13 protein-coding genes and 1 pseudogene are annotated in these 20443 nt (G+C 45.0%); 11 read left to right on the plus strand and 3 right to left on the minus strand.

From position 1 onward, the window contains the following. Positions 1–220 precede the first annotated feature (220 nt). From mgtE to trhP, 8 genes and pseudogenes are all read left to right on the plus strand, one after another. Positions 221–1492 (plus strand): annotated as a pseudogene (mgtE, locus tag M5X66_RS09355) (magnesium transporter); the annotation flags it as partial. A 584-nt stretch (positions 1493–2076) separates the two neighbouring features. After that, positions 2077–3432, plus strand: a complete 1356-nt coding sequence (locus M5X66_RS09360) for an MFS transporter (protein ID WP_154636891.1) — start codon at positions 2077–2079, stop codon at positions 3430–3432. A 256-nt stretch (positions 3433–3688) separates the two neighbouring features. Continuing rightward, complete coding sequence (locus M5X66_RS09365) at positions 3689–4939, plus strand: MdtA/MuxA family multidrug efflux RND transporter periplasmic adaptor subunit (protein ID WP_108478028.1); 1251 nt, start codon at positions 3689–3691, stop codon at positions 4937–4939. Next, a complete protein-coding gene (locus M5X66_RS09370; RefSeq protein WP_154609548.1) occupies positions 4939–8055 on the plus strand; it encodes an MdtB/MuxB family multidrug efflux RND transporter permease subunit in 3117 nt (1038 codons plus the stop codon). The genes M5X66_RS09365 and M5X66_RS09370 overlap by 1 nt, the downstream gene beginning before the upstream one ends. Beyond that, on the plus strand, positions 8055–11144 hold the full coding sequence (gene mdtC / locus M5X66_RS09375) for a multidrug efflux RND transporter permease subunit MdtC (RefSeq protein WP_154609549.1): 3090 nt from the start codon (positions 8055–8057) through the stop codon (positions 11142–11144). Before M5X66_RS09370 ends, mdtC begins: the two co-directional genes overlap by 1 nt. Next, positions 11134–12528, plus strand: coding sequence for a two-component system sensor histidine kinase BaeS (gene baeS, locus M5X66_RS09380; RefSeq protein WP_036953183.1), 1395 nt, complete (start codon positions 11134–11136; stop codon positions 12526–12528). Before mdtC ends, baeS begins: the two co-directional genes overlap by 11 nt. 5 nt (positions 12529–12533) lie before the next feature. Further along, entirely contained in the window at positions 12534–13241 is a 708-nt protein-coding gene (baeR, locus tag M5X66_RS09385) for a two-component system response regulator BaeR (protein ID WP_230082435.1), read from the plus strand. 152 nt (positions 13242–13393) lie between these two features. Next, a complete protein-coding gene (gene trhP, locus M5X66_RS09390) occupies positions 13394–14770 on the plus strand; it encodes a prephenate-dependent tRNA uridine(34) hydroxylase TrhP (RefSeq protein ID WP_036953177.1) in 1377 nt (458 codons plus the stop codon). A gap of 355 nt (positions 14771–15125) precedes the next feature. On the opposite strand, the gene thiD is transcribed toward trhP, so the two are convergent. Beyond that, positions 15126–15923 (minus strand): bifunctional hydroxymethylpyrimidine kinase/phosphomethylpyrimidine kinase, encoded by a 798-nt coding sequence (gene thiD, locus M5X66_RS09395; protein WP_036953175.1) that lies wholly within the window; start codon positions 15921–15923, stop codon positions 15126–15128. Between the two features lie 519 nt (positions 15924–16442). Here thiD and pagP point away from each other — a divergent pair. Then, complete coding sequence (pagP, locus tag M5X66_RS09400; protein WP_036953173.1) at positions 16443–17018, plus strand: lipid IV(A) palmitoyltransferase PagP; 576 nt, start codon at positions 16443–16445, stop codon at positions 17016–17018. Between the two features lie 122 nt (positions 17019–17140). Here pagP and M5X66_RS09405 read toward each other — a convergent pair whose 3' ends face one another. Together M5X66_RS09405 and mgrB are read right to left on the minus strand one after the other, a co-directional pair. After that, positions 17141–18505 carry an amino acid permease gene (locus M5X66_RS09405; protein ID WP_036953171.1) on the minus strand — a complete coding sequence of 455 codons (1365 nt, stop codon included), beginning with the start codon at positions 18503–18505 and terminating at the stop codon, positions 17141–17143. Positions 18506–18691: 186 nt separating this feature from the next. Further along, positions 18692–18832, minus strand: coding sequence for a PhoP/PhoQ regulator MgrB (gene mgrB / locus M5X66_RS18725; RefSeq protein WP_071992159.1), 141 nt, complete (start codon positions 18830–18832; stop codon positions 18692–18694). Between the two features lie 248 nt (positions 18833–19080). Here mgrB and M5X66_RS09415 point away from each other — a divergent pair, with 248 nt between their 5' ends. Next, positions 19081–19464: a helix-turn-helix domain-containing protein gene (locus tag M5X66_RS09415; protein ID WP_036953169.1), complete on the plus strand. Its 384-nt coding sequence runs from the start codon at positions 19081–19083 to the stop codon at positions 19462–19464. 165 nt (positions 19465–19629) lie between these two features. Beyond that, entirely contained in the window at positions 19630–20439 is an 810-nt protein-coding gene (yidA, locus tag M5X66_RS09420) for a sugar-phosphatase (protein ID WP_108478022.1), read from the plus strand. Positions 20440–20443 lie beyond the last annotated feature (4 nt).

Raw genomic sequence — 20443 nt, forward strand, 5'->3', positions numbered from 1 at the left:
CGCTTCGGCGCCGAATGGTTTAAGGATTAACATGTCACAAACTGCTTTTTCAACTGATGCGGCACCAATAATCAATCCGCATTCACAAAGACTGGCGTACATCCGCCAGCAAATACTGACGTTATTCATGGAAGACGAAGAGTTTGTTCACGCTCTTGTCGAGAAAGACCAACACGTCAGTATGGATGATAAAGCATTTAGTGAAAAAATTAGCACTGTTAAAGAACTGCTTGTTGACCTCCACACCGCGGATATCGCCGATATCCTTGAAATGCTACCGTACGACGAGCGTCTCGCACTTTGGCGCTTAGTCGACAACAACGAACGCGGTGAAGTATTGGTTGAGGCCTCTGTCTCTGTTTGGGACAGCCTGATTAAAGATATGTCAGACCGAGAACTGCTGCGAGCGGTTGCTGGCTTACATGTGGACGAACAAGCGTATATCGCCGAGCACTTGCCCCGCGATACGATGCGCCGTCTCCTTACCTACTTAGACCCAAGCTTACGCAGCCGTATTCGTGAAGTTCTCCAATACGCCAAAGACAGCGTTGGGCAAATGATGGATTTCGAATTCGTCACCGTGCGTTCCAATGTCACCCTAAAAACAGTACAACGCTATCTACGCCAACGGGGAAAAATTCCAGAAGCAACGGATAAAATTTTCGTTGTCGATAAAGATAATTATCTGCAAGGTGAATTACCCCTGACCACCATTTTGATTCAAGCACCAGAACGTATTGTTGCCGACGTGATGAAAACCGATACCGTTACCTTCTTACCCGATGAAAAAGGGGAAGATGCGGCAAGCGCGTTCGAACGTTATGACTTAATTTCTGCCGCCGTTGTAGACAGCAATGGTTTACTGATGGGGCGCCTAACCGTTGAAGACATCGTTGATAATATCAGCGAAGAAAATGACAACAGCATCCGTCGTATGGGGGGGTTAAGCCCTGAAGAGGACGTATTCGCCCCTGTTGGTCAAGCGGTTAAAACCCGTTGGACATGGCTTGCCATTAACCTGTGTACCGCGTTTGTGGCTTCCCGCGTTATCGGGGTGTTCGAAGATACCATTTCACAGTTAGTTGCCCTCGCAACATTAATGCCAATCGTGGCAGGTATTGGTGGTAATACCGGTAACCAGACTATTACGATGATTGTCCGCGCCATTGCGCTACACCAAATTCAGAACGGTAGCTTCTCCTTCCTCATGATAAGAGAGCTCGGAGTCGCCTTTATTAACGGGGTGGTTTGGGGTGGTATTATGGGCGTCGTCACCTACCTTCTCTATGGGGATCTCGCCATGGGCGCTGTGATGACACTTGCGATGGTGCTCAACCTCTTGATGGCTGCCATCATGGGTGTTCTGATCCCATTAATTATGATTAAGATGGGTAAAGATCCTGCTATTGGCTCTAGCGTGATGATCACCGCAATCACTGATACTGGTGGTTTCTTTATCTTCTTAGGGTTAGCAACCCTATTCTTAGTTTAACTAACTACCCGCGTACTTTGCCTTAAGCTAGGTATGCGGGTTTATAAAAACCTGCCATTTCCTGCAAAACCTCCTAATTCTACTAAAATAGAAATCACTGACAGATCATATCCGCGAGTATTATTTATTTAAATAGCCTTATCCCCTGCAAGTTAATTATATTATTTTATTTATTCCCGTTATTCATTCTATTTAATTTCACACTTAATAAATGAGTACCATTATATTTATTGTATTTTCCCCCATTATTTTGCACCTAAAAATATACAATCGTCTGTAATTGCTCGTTTATTAATATCATATCGTGACATTCAATTGTCATTTGGAGTAGTAATTTTACCTTTTCAAACTAAACAGAATATTACGCTTGTTTTTAAGGTGGTAGTTTACAGAATATGAAACTTTCTGCTATAAATGAACTCACGTTAGAGATACAGAGTATTACCTTGGTTTATTTTCCCTCGTTTTATCTCTCATATCCTTTGCCAAATAATATTAATTACTTCGCTATTTAACGTACCTATTATTACAAATAACCTCATCGCGCTAATATTGAATTGTTATGTATTTAGAAGGACAGAATTATGACATCGCAAACAACCAGCCAGCCTGCGGCCAGACCGTTAGGCAAAGAAGATTATAAAACATTGGGCTTATCCTCTTTAGGTGGCACTTTAGAATTTTATGATTTCGTTATTTTCGTTTTTTACGCGAAAATTATCTCCCAGCTATTTTTCCCGGGCGATAATGAATTTCTCGCATTAATGGCGACGCTGGGTCTGTTTGCTGCGGGTTATCTTGCTCGCCCATTGGGCGGCATTATTATGGCCCACTTTGGCGATAAAATCGGTCGTAAGAAAATGTTTACCTTAAGTATTTTCTTGATGGCATTCCCAACTTTTATTATTGGTTTCTTGCCAACATTTGAGACCATTGGCGCCGCTGCACCACTGTTACTGTTATTAATGCGTATCATGCAAGGCGCTGCTATTGGCGGTGAAATGCCTGGTGCATGGGTGTTTATTGCCGAACATACACCGAAACAGCGTTATGGTTTAGGCGTGGGAACATTAACCTCAGGGATCACTGGCGGGATTTTATTAGGCTCTATCGTCGCTATTATCATTGAGCGTTCTTATACTACCCAAGAAGTGCATGATTTCGCGTGGCGTATTCCGTTTATCTTAGGGGGCATTTTTGGTTTTATCTCTGTCTATCTGCGTCGCTTCTTACAAGAGACCCCGATTTTCAAAGAGATGGCCGCTAAGAAAGCATTAACCAAAGAGTTGCCAGTAAAAACCGTGGTTAAATCCCATAAACAAGCTTGCATGATCACTGCAGCACTGACGTGGTCGCTGTCTACCGCTATCGTTGTCACCATTTTGATGACCCCTGACGTGGTATTAAAAGGTATTTATGGCATCGATCGTAATATTGCTTTACAAGCCAACTGCGCAGCAACGTTGACCTTAACCTTAGGCTGTATTTTCTGGGGATGGTTAGGAGATAAAACGGGAACACGTACGTCGATGACATTGTCTTGGGGCGGATTAGCTGTCACAGCTATCTACTTCTATTCATCATTGTCATCCGATATTTCTGCGAATACCTTAACATTTAATTACGCGTTAATGGGCTTCTTCGTAGGAGCGATTGCGACAACGCCAATCATCAGTACTCGCGCGTTTCCACCAGAAATTCGTTTCTCTGGCTTATCTTTTGCGTACAACTTGGCATACGCCGTATTTGGCGGGTTGACCCCAATCTTAACCGGTGCATGGTTACAGCAATCCCATATGGCGCCAGCCTACTATGTGGCGGGGGTTTCCTTGTTAGCTGTTGCTGTAGCGTTTATCCCTCTGTCATACAAAGGTTGGACTCGTACCGCAACAAAGGAACGTAACCCTGCGGCAGCATTAAAAACCAGCGTAACTCAATAAAACGAATGAGAACAATTACTCGCCTGTGGCTGTAAAGTCACAGGCTTTTTTATTTTCTTACGAAAAACCGTGCTTTTATCCATAGTTCTTTTCCATTTTTTCATATTTCCTCCATTTTCTTTTGTTCCCCTCAGGCTAAACTATTAAAATACGCAACTGATTAATTTTTAATATATACCTTATTATATTCAGTTAAATTTATTGGAATGGTTCCTAACTGATTTTACTCAACCTTGAGTTAAGCGAATTACCCACCATGACGACACAGAAACGCCGTACAATTTTGACTCGCTCTGCCCTGTTTGTTGCTCTGTTAGCTGCGGCTGGCGCAACCTGGTATGTCTACCATAAAAATAACCAAAATGAAGTACCAACCACAGCCAGTGCAACTCAAGATGGACAAGGGAAAAAAGCAGGTGGAAGACCAATGCGCCCACTTGCACCCGTTCAATTTGCCACTGCCCAAGAAAAAGTCGTTCCGCGCTTCCTATCCGGTTTAGGTACTGTACAGGCTGCTAACATGGTGACGGTCACTAGCCGAGTTGAAGGTCAATTAATGAATATCTACTTCACCGAAGGGCAATCCGTTAAAGCGGGTGATTTACTCGCGCAAATTGACCCACGTCCTTTTGAAGTGCAACTTGCTCAAGCGGAAGGTCAATTAGCTAAAGATAAAGCGACTTTAGCCAATGCTCGATTAGACCTGACCCGCTACCAAAAACTGGCGGGAACCAAAGTCATCTCCCAACAAGAGCTGGATAACCAGCGGGCTACTGTGTTACAAGCCGAGGGTAGCATCAAAGTTGACCAAGCCGCGGTTGATAACGCCAAGCTGCAACTCACCTACAGTAAAATTACCGCCCCTATTTCTGGACGCATCGGTTTAAAACAAGTGGATGTGGGTAACTTTATCTCTTCAGGGACTTCCACGCCGATTGTGGTGATCACCCAAACACAACCTGCTGACGTGCTATTTGCTTTACCTGAAGGCGACATTCCTGCAATCCAGCAAGCACAAGCAGCAGGAAATAAAGTCCTGATTGAAGCGTGGGATCGTAATAACATTGCTATGATTGCGCGCGGTGAATTACTGAGTACCGATAACCAAATTGATCCAGCAACCGGTACACTGAAAATCAAAGCACGCTTTACTAACGAAGAGCAAAAACTGTTCCCGAACCAGTTTGTGAACGTCAAAATGCAGGTAGAGACCTTACAAAATGCTGTCGTGATCCCAACTGCTGCCCTGCAAATGGGGAATGAAGGTCACTATGTTTGGGTATTGAGCGACGATGATACCGTGACGAAACACCTTGTGACGGTGGGCATTCAAGACAGCCAACAAGTCGTGATTGAAAGCGGTTTATCCGCCAATACAAAAGTCATTACCGATGGCGTCGATAAGCTAACAGACGGCGCGAAAGTTGAAGTGGTCAACGCTTCAACCCTTGAAAAGAAACCCGCTTCCGCTGAGAAAAAACCTCGCAATAGCGCGGAGAAAGCCTAATGCAGCCGGATACTCATAAAGGCGGTGGCCCATCCCGCCTCTTCATTCTGCGCCCTGTTGCAACCACCTTATTTATGGTGGCGATTTTGCTCGCGGGGATCATCGGTTATCGGTTTTTACCTGTATCAGCATTACCGGAAGTTGACTACCCAACCATTCAGGTGGTGACCTTATATCCTGGTGCCAGCCCTGATGTAATGACATCGGCTATCACTGCACCGCTAGAAACTCAATTTGGTCAAATGTCTGGTTTGCAACAGATGTCATCTCGCAGCTCTGGCGGCGCGTCGGTGATCACCTTAATGTTCCAGCTCTCTTTGCCTCTCGATGTGGCAGAGCAAGAGGTTCAAGCAGCGATTAACTCTGCCACTAGCTTGCTGCCCTCCGATTTGCCGTATCCACCGATTTACAACAAAGTAAACCCTGCGGATCCGCCCGTTTTAACGCTCGCCGTCACCTCCAATGCGATGCCGTTAACGCAGGTACAAGATATTATTGAAACCCGCGTGGCGCAGAAAATTTCCCAAGTGACTGGGGTCGGCTTAGTCACCTTAGCGGGGGGGCAACGCCCTGCTGTACGCGTCAATCTTAATCCGCAAGCCATGGCGGCAAAAGGATTAGACAGCGAAACCATTCGCACCGCTATCAATAATGCCAACGTCAACTCTGCAAAAGGGAGTTTTGATGGTCCAACCCGCTCTGTAACGTTATCTGCCAATGACCAGATGAAATCCCTTGAGGATTACCGCAAGTTGATTGTGGCTTTCCAAAATGGCGCCCCTGTTCGTTTGGGAGATATTGCCACCATTGAACAAGGCGCTGAGAACGCCTATCTCGGTGCATGGGCCAATAGCCAACAAGCAATTGTCATTAACGTTCAGCGCCAACCTGGCGCTAACGTGATTAGCACCACGGATACTATCCGCGCGTTGTTGCCTGAATTGATTGAAAGCTTACCAGCATCCGTTAACGTGGATATTTTGACCGACCGTACCAGCACCATTCGCGCCTCTGTCAATGATGTTCAATTCGAATTAATGCTCGCTATCGCCCTCGTGGTGATGGTGATTTACCTATTTCTACGTAATGGTATTGCGACGCTGATCCCCGGCATCGCCGTACCTTTATCGTTAGTTGGCACCTTTGCCGTCATGTATTTTTGTGGTTTTTCCGTCAATAACCTCACCTTGATGGCACTCACCATCGCCACGGGATTCGTGGTGGATGACGCCATCGTGGTGATTGAAAACATTTCTCGCTATCTCGAACAAGGGGATAAGCCGGTTGTTGCCGCCTTAAAAGGCGCAGGAGAAATCGGTTTTACCATTATCTCCCTGACCTTCTCTTTGGTTGCCGTACTGATCCCGCTGCTGTTTATGGGGGATATTGTCGGGCGCCTATTCCGTGAGTTTGCGATTACGTTGGCGGTGGCAATTCTGATCTCTGCGGTGGTATCCCTCACCCTCACCCCAATGATGTGCGCCCGCTTACTCAAACCGGAATCTCAGCATAAACATAACCGCTTTGAAATCGCCTGTGAGCGTTTTTTTGAGTGGATGATTGCGGGTTATGGTGTTTGGCTAAAACGCATTCTTAACCACCAATGGTTAACTCTGTGTGTCGCGCTGGGAACCTTGGTACTTACTGTGCTGCTGTATATGTGGATCCCGAAAGGGTTCTTCCCACTGCAAGATAGCGGAATCATTCAAGGCACAATTGAAAGTCGCCAATCCATTTCGTTTGCCGCGATGTCGAAGAAACAGCAAGAAGTGGCGGGCATTATTCTGGCAGATCCGGCGGTTGAGAACGTTACCACCTATGTCGGTATCGATGGTAACAATGCCACTCTGAATAACGCCCGTATTCAAATCACATTGAAGCCCCTTGATGAACGCGACGATCGTGTTCCTACGATTATTCCTCGCTTACAACAAGCCACCAGCGGCATTGCAGGGGTTAATCTTTACTTGCAACCGTCACAGGATTTAACCATTGATACGCAGGTTTCCCGTACCCCGTATCAATTTACGCTGCAAGCAGGTTCTCTGGATGAGCTCAGCACTTGGGTACCAAAATTGCAGGAAGCCTTAAGTCAGCAACCTGAATTGATTGATGTCAGCAGCGATTGGCAAGACAAAGGTTTAGTGGCGTATGTGAATGTGGATCGGGATACCGCGAGCCGTTTTGGTATTACTATGTCGAATATCGATAACGCTCTGTATAACGCATTTGGTCAGCGTATGATCTCCACCATTTACACCCAAGCTAACCAGTATCGCGTGATTTTAGAGCACAATACCCAAACCCGTGATGGAATGGATGCGCTCAATGATATTCGCTTGAAAGGTACTGATGGCGCCATTGTTCCACTAAATACCCTTGTGAATATTCAAGAAGGCTATGGACCTTTGGCGATTAATCACCTTGATCAATTCCCGTCAGTCACGTTCTCTTTTGATGTAGCGGGAGATTCTTCATTAGAAGAGGCGGTCAATGCGGTGAAACTGGCTGAAAAACAGATAGCGATGCCAAAATCGATAACGACACAATTCCAAGGCGCCACCCTCGCCTTTGAAGCAGCGCTGAGTAGCACCGTTTGGCTGATTTTTGCTGCTATTATCGCCATGTATATCGTGCTGGGTATTCTATACGAAAGCTTTATTCACCCAATCACTATTTTGTCCACTTTGCCGACCGCTGGTGTGGGGGCTCTGCTCGCACTCATGATGGCGGGCAATGAGCTCGATGTTATCGCCATTATCGGGATTATTTTGCTGATCGGGATTGTGAAAAAGAACGCCATTATGATGATTGACTTTGCTCTCGCCGCAGAGCGTGAACAAGGTTTATCCCCGTATGATGCGATCTATCAGGCCTGTTTACTGCGTTTTCGCCCGATCCTGATGACCACCATGGCTGCGTTGCTTGGTGCGCTGCCACTGATGCTCAGTACCGGTGTCGGAGCAGAACTGCGTCAACCACTGGGGGTCTGTATGGTGGGCGGGCTGATCATGAGCCAGATTTTAACTCTGTTCACCACGCCTGTAATTTACCTGATGTTTGACCGTTTAGCCCATCGCTTCAATCGCCGTGAGCACAAGGTACAGGAGTCTTAATGAAACGCTTCTTTGCTTTGTTTATTAGCCGTCCGGTGGCGACCACGTTAATCAGTGTCGCCATTACTCTGTGCGGTGCATTGAGCTTTCTGTTTTTACCTGTGGCGCCATTGCCACAGGTAGACTACCCTGTGATAAGGGTGACAGCGTCACTTCCTGGCGCCTCCCCTGAAACCATGGCATCCTCTATCGCGACACCGCTTGAGCGCTCATTAGGTAGTATTGCTGGGTTAAATGAGATGACCTCGAGCAGTTCGTTAGGGCGAACCTCCATTACCTTAGAGTTTGATTTAACCAAAGATATCAATAATGCCGCGCGGGAAGTACAAGCGGCGTTGAATGCCGCACAAAATTTATTACCTAGCGGCATGCCAAGTCGACCACGTTACTATAAATCAAACCCATCTGACGCGCCGATTATGATTTTAACCCTCACATCAAAAACCTTAAGTACCGGGGAAATGTATGATGTGGCATCCACACGCTTAGCTCAGCGTATCGCGCAAATCGATGGGGTCAGTGAAGTTGCCGTAGGGGGTGGTTCTCTTCCTGCTGTGCGTGTAGAACTCAACCCAACCGCTCTATTTAATCAAGGGGTTTCCCTTGATGCTGTGCGCTCTGCCATCAGTAGTGCCAACGTGCGCCAGCCCCAAGGTTATATTAATAATGACGATAATCGCTACCAAGTCCAGACTAATGACGAACTGAAAAAAGCCGCCGATTACCGTCCGATTATTGTGCATTACAGCAATGGCAATGCCGTCAAACTCAGTGATGTAGCCGTCGTAAAAGATTCCGTCCAAGATGTGCGAGCCGCAGGGATGTCCAGTGGTGAACCGGCGGTTTTGATCATTATTCGCCGCGAAGCGGGTGCCAATATCATTGAAACTGTCAAACGCATTCGCGAAGAACTTCCTGAATTTAAAGATATGATCCCCGCCGCTATTGATTTACAGGTTGCTCAAGACAGAACACCCACAATCAAAGCGTCGCTGGCAGAGGTTGAACGGGCGTTAATGATTGCGATTGCGCTGGTGATCCTCGTCGTATTGCTATTTTTACGTTCAGGGCGTGCCACTTTAATTCCCGCTATTGCGGTACCTGTCTCGTTAATTGGTACCTTTACCGCCATGTATTTATGCGGGTTTAGCCTCAATAACTTGTCATTGATGGCCTTAACTGTCGCCACCGGATTCGTAGTGGATGATGCCATTGTAGTGTTAGAGAACATTTCTCGGCACATTGAAAATGGTCGAAAACCGTTTATCGCGGCGGTTAAAGGGGTTTCTGAGGTTGGCTTTACTGTTGTTTCTATGAGTATTTCTTTAGTGGCAGTGTTTATCCCACTGTTATTGATGGATGGATTAGTTGGGCGATTATTCCGCGAATTTGCTATTACGCTCTCTACTGCCATCGGAATATCATTGATTATCTCGCTGACGTTAACCCCGATGATGTGCGCGCATTTACTGAAAAAACGTGGCTCTGCTAATACCAAGCAACGAGGATTTGGACGCGTTCTTATTCGGTTACAAGAAAGTTACGCCGTCACGTTAAATTGGGTGCTATCTCATCGTCGCAGTGTACTGGCGGTGCTGATTGCGGCAATTGGCTTGAATGTTTATCTGTATATTTCGATCCCTAAAGCCTTTTTCCCTGAGCAAGATACAGGGCGTTTACTGGGATTCGTTCGAGCAGACCAAAGCATCTCATTCCAGTCAATGAAGCAAAAAATGACCAGCTTTATGCAGCAAGTGAAAGCGGATCCTGCCGTGGATAGCGTCACTGGATTTACGGGCGGCAGCCGCGTCAACAGCGGTTCTATGTTTATCTCCTTAAAACCACTGGATGAGCGCAAAGAGAGTGCCAACAGCGTGATTAATCGCTTGCGCATGAAACTGGCGAACGAACCCGGTGCCAACTTATTTATGATGCCCGTTCAAGATATTCGCGTGGGCGGACGCCAATCCGAAGCCAGCTATCAATTCACCCTGTTAGCCGACGAGCTGGATGCATTACGTTCATGGGAGCCCGCTATTCGCCGAGCGCTGGGGGATTTGCCTCAATTAACCGATGTGAACTCTGATAAAGAAGATAAAGGCGCGGAGATGGCATTAACCTATGACCGCGATTTGATGGCGCAACTGGGTATCGATGTGCGTGATGCGAACAACCTGCTCAACAACGCCTTTGGTCAACGTCAAATTTCCACCATTTATGAAGCCATGAACCAATATAAAGTGGTGATGGAAGTGGCGCCGGAATATACCCAAGACGTCAGTTCGCTGGATAAAATGTTTGTGGTGAATAAACAGGGAGAAGCTATTCCCCTCTCCTATTTTGCCCGCTGGCAACCCGCCAATGCACCTTTAAGTGTTAACCACCAAGGGTTATCAGCCGCGTCTACTATTTCCTTTAACGTGGCAGACGGTTATACCTTAAACGATGCGATTGTGGCGGTGGAAAAAACCATGACCGCTTTAGGCGTTCCATCGACGGTACGCGGTACTTTCGCAGGAACAGCGCAAGTTTTCCAAGATACCTTAAAATCTCAGTTATTTTTAATCTTAGCGGCGATTGTCACGGTCTATTTGGTACTGGGTATTTTGTATGAAAGCTATATTCACCCACTCACCATTCTGTCGACACTGCCATCCGCAGGTGTCGGCGCGTTATTAGCCTTGGAATTATTTGATACGCCATTTAGCCTAATTGCCTTAATCGGCATTATGTTGCTTATCGGGATTGTGATGAAAAACGCCATTATCATGGTAGATTTTGCCCTTCAAGCCCAACGCAATGCGAACTTATCGGCGAAAGAAGCTATTTTACGCGCGAGCCTGCTGCGCTTTAGACCGATTTTAATGACGACCCTTGCCGCGATTTTTGGGGCGCTCCCTTTGATGCTAGGTACAGGTGATGGCGCAGAATTACGCCAACCACTGGGGATCGCAATTGTTGGTGGTTTGGTCATGAGCCAGTTGCTGACGCTATTTACCACCCCAGTGGTGTATCTCAGTTTTGATAGTCTGAGACAGCGGTTTTCACGCAAAGCGCCTTCAATGCAGGAGAAATCCCATGAAGCTTAAACTCTCGAGCCTCAGTACTCGGTTATTTATCGCTATTTTTGCCACCTGTTTGCTGCTGGTTGCTATCATGCATCAAGGGGTCAGAATGGGCTTCCAGCATGGTTTTATTGACTATATAAAAGAGAATGACCAGCAACGTGCTGAGTTACTCGCTTTGGCGCTTGCCGAACAATATGAGGAGCGAGAAAGTTGGCGTTTTTTGGCGGTTGATGAGCGGATGTTTTTCCGTATTTTACGCAATGTCGATAATCAGCACCAAGGGCAAGGTCATGGCGGTGGTCATAAGCGAATGCGCGGTATGTTTTGGGTTTATGACACCAAAGACAACCTCATTTGGGGGCGTGACCTCCCCCCACCGGATCAAGTCATCCGCGTGCCAGTTAAAACGAGCCGAGGAGCAACCGTCGGCTGGCTAGTTGCCAGTTATGAAAGTGGTATCAGCAACCAATTAGACCAACGTTTTGATACCCAGCAGATGCACATTAGCTGGGTAATTGCAGGGCTATCTCTGTTCGTGGCGCTGTTAGTAACCCTATTTTTAGCTCGCGGCTTTTTAAAGCCCATCACCCGATTATTGGAAGGTACTCAACAGCTCGCTAAAGGCAATTTCAGCGCACGGATATCTGAGATTGGCCAAGATGAGTTGGGGCAATTGGCAAAAGACTTTAACCATCTCGCCTCGACGTTAGAAAAAAATGAGCAAATGCGCCGCGATTATATGGCGGATATTTCCCATGAATTACGCACCCCGCTCTCCGTTTTACGCGGAGAACTTGAAGCTGTGCAAGACGGCGTACGCCAAGCGACTCCTGAAACCATCAATTCCCTACTCAATGAGACTCAAACACTGATAAAACTGGTCAATGACCTGCATCAGCTTTCGTTATCCGATAGAGGCTCCTTGGTTTATCGTATGGAATCTATCGATATTATCCCGATTATTGAGATGAATTTAGGGCAAGCCAAATGGCGATTGGAAGATAGACAACTGACGTTAGAAACTCACTTTTCCTCCCATTCCCACCTATTTGCTGACCCTGACCGCATCAACCAACTGTTTTATAATTTGATGGAAAACAGCCTGCGCTATACAGATCCTCACGGCAAAATTGCCGTCAACGTGAGCCAACATGACCAACAACTAGTGATCACGTGGGAAGATAGCGCGCCGGGATTAAGTGTTGAAGAGTGCCAGCGTCTGTTTGAGCGATTTTACCGTGTAGAAGTTTCTCGTAACCGTGCGAGTGGCGGCTCAGGTTTGGGACTGGCGATTTGCTATAATATTGTCGAAGCCCATAACGGGACTATTTCTGCTGCCCCCTCTCCACTCGGTGGCGTGAAGATAACCATTCAAATTCCCATTACGACGCAGGAGGAGCAATAGTGTCTTTGCCTGATTCCCCTTTATTGGGAGCCAATAGCGCCCATGTTCTGATTGTTGAAGATGAACCCAAACTTGGACAATTACTGTTTGATTATCTGCAAGCGGCAGGCTATGTTCCCGCCTTGCTGATGCGTGGTGATGAAGTGATCCCCTATGTACAAAAGCACTTTCCTGACCTGATTTTATTAGATTTGATGTTGCCGGGACTCGATGGCATTTCAGTCTGCCGTGAACTGCGTAGATTCAGCGACGTTCCTGTGATTATGGTGACGGCTAAAACGGAAGAAATTGACCGTTTATTAGGGTTAGAAATTGGTGCCGATGACTACGTTTGTAAGCCCTTTAGTCCGCGAGAAGTGGTTGCCCGAGTGAAAACGATTTTGCGCCGTTGCCAAAAAGCCCCTTCGTCTACAGGTAGCCAAGAGACTCAACTGATTATCGATGAAAATGCGTTCCAAGTCCGTTATGGCGATAAATTACTGGAATTAACCCCCGCGGAATTTCGCCTACTAAAGTTTTTGTCTGATAACGCAGGTACGGTGTTTTCTCGGGATCAATTACTGGATATTTTGTATGACGACCATCGCGTGGTCACCGATAGAACCATTGATAGCCACGTCAAAAATTTACGCCGTAAGCTCGAATCGTTGGATGACGAAAAAACCTTTATCCGCTCCATCTATGGTTTAGGCTATCGTTGGGACGACATCTAATTGCTGCCAGCGTTTCTGTAACAAAATTATAACCCTGTTTTTTACATGGGAAATTTGGCATTCCCGTCATTTAGCGTTAAAATCCCCACCCTCGAATTTTTACACCAAGCCATCCGGCTTGGTGCTGACCTGACATCAGACTGAGAACTAACATGTTTACACCAGAATTATTATCCCCAGCAGGTTCCTTGAAGAACATGCGCTATGCTTTCGCTTACGGTGCCGATGCGGTTTACGCTGGCCAACCACGTTATAGCTTACGCGTGCGTAATAACGAATTTAACCATGAGAATCTCGCGAAAGGGATCAACGAAGCCCACGAGCTGGGTAAAAAATTCTATGTGGTCGTCAATATCGCGCCACATAACGCCAAGTTAAAAACCTTTATTCGTGATCTGACCCCCGTGATTGAAATGGGACCCGATGCACTGATTATGTCAGACCCTGGTCTGATTATGATGGTGCGTGAAGCCTTCCCGGAGATGGATATTCACTTGTCGGTTCAGGCTAACGCCGTCAACTGGGCTTCCGTAAAATTCTGGAAACAAATGGGATTAACTCGCGTGATTTTATCCCGCGAATTATCGTTGGAAGAAATCGCTGAAATCCGCCAGCAAGTGCCTGAAATTGAGCTGGAAGTCTTTGTACACGGTGCGCTGTGTATGGCATATTCTGGTCGCTGCCTGCTGTCTGGTTATATTAATAAGCGTGACCCTAACCAAGGCACCTGTACTAACGCGTGTCGCTGGGAATATAAAGTTCAAGAAGGCAAAGAAGACGATGTGGGTAACATCGTGCATGTTCATGAGCCAATCCCCGTTAAAAACGTAGCGCCAACACTCGGTGAAGGTGCTCCAACCGATAAAGTCTACATGATTGAAGAAGCGATGCGTCCGGGCGAATACATGACCGCCTTTGAAGACGAACATGGCACTTACATCATGAACTCAAAAGATTTACGCGCCATCGAACACGTTGAAACACTGACCCAAATGGGCGTTCATTCACTGAAAATCGAAGGTCGTACTAAATCATTCTATTATTGTGCTCGTACAGCCCAAGTATATCGCCGCGCCATTGATGATGCGGTAGCGGGTAAGCCATTTGACCCAACCCTGCTTTCTACCCTTGAAGGATTAGCACACCGTGGTTATACCGAAGGTTTCTTACGTCGTCACACCCATGATGCCTACCAAACCTATGAATATGGCTATTCCGTTTCGGATACCCAGCAATTTGTCGGTGAATTCACAGGCAACCGAGTGAATGGCTTAGCGGAAGTCGATGTGAAAAACAAATTTAGCGTCGGTGACAGCTTAGAGTTAATGACACCGTCAGGTAATATCGTCTTTACTCTGGATGCATTAACTAACCGCAAAGGTGAATCTATTGAAGTTGCTCCAGGTAATGGACATGTAGTTTATCTGCCAATTCCTGAAGATGTGGATGTGAATTTTGGTTTGTTGATCCGCAATCTTGCAGGAACGACTACTCGGGATCCGCACCAAGCCCAAGAAGAAAAAGCGTAAAAGCAGAAAAAGCGTAAACTGACTAAGCATTCCATCGCTTATTACTAAACACGTTTTACTAAATAGAAGCCCATGGTCGATGACTATGGGTTTTTTCTTAGGTATTCGTGTAAAAAACGGCCATTTTATGCTTTATTTTAGTTGAGAATCATTCTCGTTATTGACAGTTTCGTTAAAAAGTGCACTCAATATCCAAATTTATGCAACAGATCACATCAATTGGTTATTCTATATCGTATAGTCACTGTCGAAAACGAAGAACTAGAAAGTCATAAATTAAGACTAGGAACCACCTCCTTGGCTGGCTCAATCTCCCTTGAGCTAGCCATTTCTTTTTTCTAGTCCCTCAAAATTCTCACCACCAGCGATGAAAATGATGTACAGGCCCAAAACCACTACCAACTTCTAAGCTATCCGCTTGCTCTAGCGCCCCTTGCAAATAAGCTTTTGCTTCCACAACTGTTTGTTGCCAATCCTCAAAACGCGGCCTCAGTGCAGCTAATGCAGCAGATAATGTGCATCCCGTACCATGGGTATTTTTGGTATCGATACGTACCGATGTGAAGCGCCACTCACCTTCTGGGGTGATCAACCAATCAGGGCTTTGAGAATCGATTAAGTGCCCGCCTTTCATCAAGACACTCTGGCAACCTAATTGCAGTAAACGTTGCCCTTGCTCACGCATTTGTTCTTCCGTTTGTGCCATCGGCTCATCAAGTAATACTGCCGCTTCGGGCAAATTTGGCGTGATCAGCGAAACCATAGGTAAAAGCTCGCGTCTTAGCGTCTCCACCGCATCTGGCAATAATAGCGGATCTCCGCTTTTAGCTACCATCACCGTATCGAGCACCACATAAGGCACGGGTGTTTTTTTCAACGCATTGGCGACAACTTGAACATTGCCTCGATTAGATAACATGCCGATTTTCGCTGCATCAATACGGACATCACTTAAAACAGAGTTCAATTGGGCCGCAACAAAGTCTGAAGGGATATTATGGATGGCTTGAACACCTTGCGTATTTTGTGCCACCAGCGCAGTCATCACACTGGTTCCATACGCACCGAGTGCGGAAAATGTTTTCAGATCTGCTTGAATACCGGCTCCACCAGATGGATCCGTTCCCGCAATCGTTAATGCATTCACTCTCATTAGTGCCCTCTCCATTGTCTTCAGTAAAATAATTGTCTTCAGTAAAATAATTGCCTTCAGTAAAACAATTGCCTTTAGAAAGATAATTGACCTTAGTCATATTGCGCTTATTACGTCTTTTTAACTTAATAAAAATCATTAAGTTAATTAAATAACGTCCTTAAATGAATTGTCTCATACACAATGCTAATTACTAGCAGATTATCTATTGTCTTCAATAATTAAATGCGATTGATTTTCATCAAAAATAAATTGGATTTTTATAATTAATAATCAAATGGTTATAGCTAATTGATTCATTCTAATATCAAAAAATTGATATCAATATTGAGTTGAACCCTTACAGCAAATTACGATCCCAATACGTCATTATCCTAATTTAACCATTTATTGCTGTCCTATTTAGCTTATCTTTATTAAAATAATTTCCACTACAATTATTACAATTGCGATAATGATGTCATCATTGTCAATGTCTATCATGACTCATCTATCAGATAAAACTAGATTGGATCCACAATGAGAGTTAATAAAAACATACAGTTGGTTGTAGGCGCATCGGCAATTCTGAGCGCTTCAATCTGCATGTCATCGCCTGCATTTGCTGAAGAGCAGTCAGTCGGTTTATGGGATAAATTCACTAATAATGTCAGCACCACTTGGGATTCTGACAAATATGAGCTGTATATCCCGTTCTTCACTTGGCATAACCGTCTTATGTACGATAAAGAAAAAACAGATACCTATAATGAAGAGCCATGGGGCTTTGGTATCGGTAAATATCGTTATGATGAAGATAATGACTGGCATGCACTCTACGCAATGGCATTTATGGATTCCCATAATAAAGTCGAGCCAATCGTGGGTTATGGTTTCCAAAAAATGTGGATCCCGGGCGATCTTGATGGCTTCCGTATGGGGGCGGGATTCACATTAGGTATTACCGCGCGTGAGGAATATAGCTATATTCCACTCCCTGCGCCTCTGCCTTTAGTTTCTATTGAATATGATAAGCTTTCTGTTCAAGCGACCTATATTCCAGGAACATACAATAACGGTAACGTCCTGTTTGCTTGGTTACGTTGGCAGTGGTAAGCGTTTGAACTCATCTCGCTAGAGGCTGATTGACCAAAAAGCCAGCATAAAAAAACCGGTAGATTAAAAATCTTACCGGTTTTTTGTTTTTTATTTATCTGGTCTTTTACTGATTGATAAGGCTATAACGCTTTGCTCTCTACACCTTGTTTTTTAGCACCTGAGAATTGATAACCAACCCACAGAACCGCGATCCAAAGAGGCATAATCAGTACAGAAACGCGTAACCCATCCATTGTCAGAATAATAATCAAGATTAGCGACAAGAATGCTAAACACAGATAGTTACCAAACGGATACCAAATACTCTTAAACTTCGTTTCAATACCCTGTTTATTCATCGCGGCTCTAAATTTCAAGTTAGAAACACAAATCATAATCCAGTTTAGCACCAGCGTCGTTACCACTAAGGACATCAGTAATTCAAATGCCTTGCCTTCCATCACGAAGTTAATCAAGATCCCGCCAGAAGTCGCGATACCTGAAACAATCAGCGCCATTACAGGCACGCCGCCTTTATTCACTTTTGCCATAAAGCGCGGTGCGTTACCTTGTTGTGCTAAACCATACAGCATGCGGCTAGTACAGTAAGCACCACTGTTATAAACCGACAGAGCCGCAATCAAAATCACCACGTTCAATGCATTGGCAACGAGTAAATCACCCAGCTCATGGAAAATCAGTACGAAGGGGCTAGTTTTGCCATCCAGTTGCACCCACGGATACAGCGCCAGTAATACCGCCAGTGAGCCGATATAGAAAATTAAGATACGGTAAACCACTTGATTGATGGCTTTTGGAATGCTTTTATCTGGATCTTCCGCTTCTGCCGCGGTGATCCCCACTAATTCCAATCCACCAAATGAGAACATAATAATCGCCAGCGCGACTAATAGCCCATTATAGCCTTTGGCAAAAAAGCCGCCGTATTCCCATAAGTTACTCACTTTGGCTTGAGGGCCGCCATGGCCACTAAACAGTAAGTAACAGCCAAATAAAATCATCGCGATAACCGCAACAACTTTAATTAGCGCAAACCAGAATTCGGTTTCTCCATAAGAGCGAACATTAATCAGGTTAATTGCATTAACCGCAATAAAAAACACCAGTGCCGAAACCCAAATAGGTAACTCAGGCCACCAGTGTTGCATATATTTACCCGCAGCGGTCAGTTCAGTCATCCCCACGAGGATAAACATCACCCAGTAGTTCCAACCCGAGAGGAACCCGGCAAAACCGCCCCAATATTTGAATGCGAAATGGCTAAATGACCCTGCAACAGGCTCTTGAACAATCATTTCACCTAACTGACGCATGATCAGAAAAGCGATAAATCCACACAATGCATACCCAAGTAGTACCGACGGACCTGCCATTTGGATGGTGGTTGCTATCCCTAAAAATAGCCCTGTACCGACAGCGCCCCCCAAGGCAATTAACTGAATATGCCTGTTTTTCAATCCGCGCTTTAGCGTCTGTTGCGCCATATCTTTACCCTTCATCCTCTAGCTTTTTGTTATCGTCCACAGTTGTGATAATCACGCAAGTTTATTTGAATTTTTGCATGAACTCCACTCGCAATTATACAACTGTAAAGCTGGCTTTCTGCCTGTCTTCTAATGTTTCCAAATAATGACAAACTAATATCCTGTAAGACGTTGCAAAATGCAAACTCAAAATGGTAACAAACCCGTCACGCGGCAAACACCGAGTTGAAAATCATCCCCGCCCTGATCGCAGAGATTATTCATCGCCAAGAGGTATAAAAAAGCACAAATAATTACAATGCTGATGATTAATAGCATATTTCGCATAGATAATGGGGTTCTTAATAGTCACATCATCTGGCAATATTAATCGATATTATCGTCTTTAGTTTCGTAAAATGGGCTATTCATCGTTTTCAAGAAAACAATTGTTTATTTTTGCAGCTCTTGATAAATAACTGGCTATTATTGTGTGATTTTTATACATAAATCTGTAATACCGCACAACCAACCTTTGTCATGGTGAAATGAAGTTGTGTATACTTCGGTTACCGTAAAATAAGAATGAATTTGAGATGGCACAAGATAACCACGTAGCACTTGTTAATGCTCTAAGTAAATGGATCGAAGAGCATTTAGGTCGAGTCATCCATTTGGAAGAACTCGCTGCTTATTCTGGGTATTCCCTTTGGCATATGCAAAAAATCTTTAAGGAGGTCACAGGAATCTCCTTAGGAAAATATATCCGTCAGCGCCGACTGGCTGGCGCCGTAAATTTATTAAGAAACAGCAGCCAAAGTATTTTTGATATTGCGTTAGATTTTGGCTTCGGCTCGCAATCTCACTTTACCTATATGTTCCGCAAAGAATATGGCATTACGCCGTTTGATTTTCGTCAAAATGACCAAATTCATTTGGATGTAAAAGAGCCATTACACCTAATCCCGGATGATGAGTGAATTTGTTTTACGCGCATTAACCTGCATTTTTTCAGTTTTAATGCGATAAAACATGGGTATTCTCATCCTTTTTACTGAGCAACTTATCCGTTGCCCTCTTAGATAATTTACATTCTCGATAATCAGAGTAAGGTACGTGTAAAAGTTCTATTTTAGGAGGCATTGATGTCAATCAAACTGGTCGCCATTGATTTAGATGGCACGTTACTCAATTCGCAGCACCAAATTTCTCCCGCAGTGAAAGAAGCCATTACCCGCGCGCACAAACAAGGTGTGCGAATTGTCCTTGCCTCAGGTCGCCCCTATTCTGGCATTTTGCCCTACCTTCAAGAACTTGGATTAGACACCGCCAGTAACTACTGCATCAGTAACAATGGCAGCGTTATCCATCAAGCCAATGATGGCAGCCACCTGTATGAAAACTTGTTAGATTTTGAAGATTATCAATATTTTGCTGAACTAGCTAACAACGTGGGGGTTCATATGCACGCCCTTGCAGACAACACCATGTTCACTGCGAATCGTCATATTAGCCGCTATACCATTCATGATGCCTATTTCACCAATACCCCTCTGGTGTATTGCCCGGTTAACGAAATGGATAGCTCGCTCAGTTTTACCAAAATCATGATTATTGACCATCCCGAGAAACTGGATGTAGGTATCAGCTATATTCCTGAAAATACCTTTGAAAACTACTCGCTGATCAAAACTAGTCCTTATTTCCTCGAAGTTTCGAATAAGGATGCAAGCAAAGGCTCTGCACTAAAAGTGTTATGTGAGAAATTATCTCTCACGCCGGATAAAGTCATGAGCATCGGTGACCAAAATAATGATGTTGCCATGCTACAGTATTCGAGTGTTTCGGTTGCAATGGGAAATGCTGCGCCACATATTCGTGAAATAGTGAAATTTGTCACCGATACCAACGATTGTGATGGCGTTGCTGTCGCAATAAACAAATTTATTATCTAGTGAG

Origin of the sequence: Providencia sp. PROV188, from assembly GCF_027595165.1 — a bacterium.
GTDB lineage: Bacteria > Pseudomonadota > Gammaproteobacteria > Enterobacterales > Enterobacteriaceae > Providencia > Providencia lanzhouensis.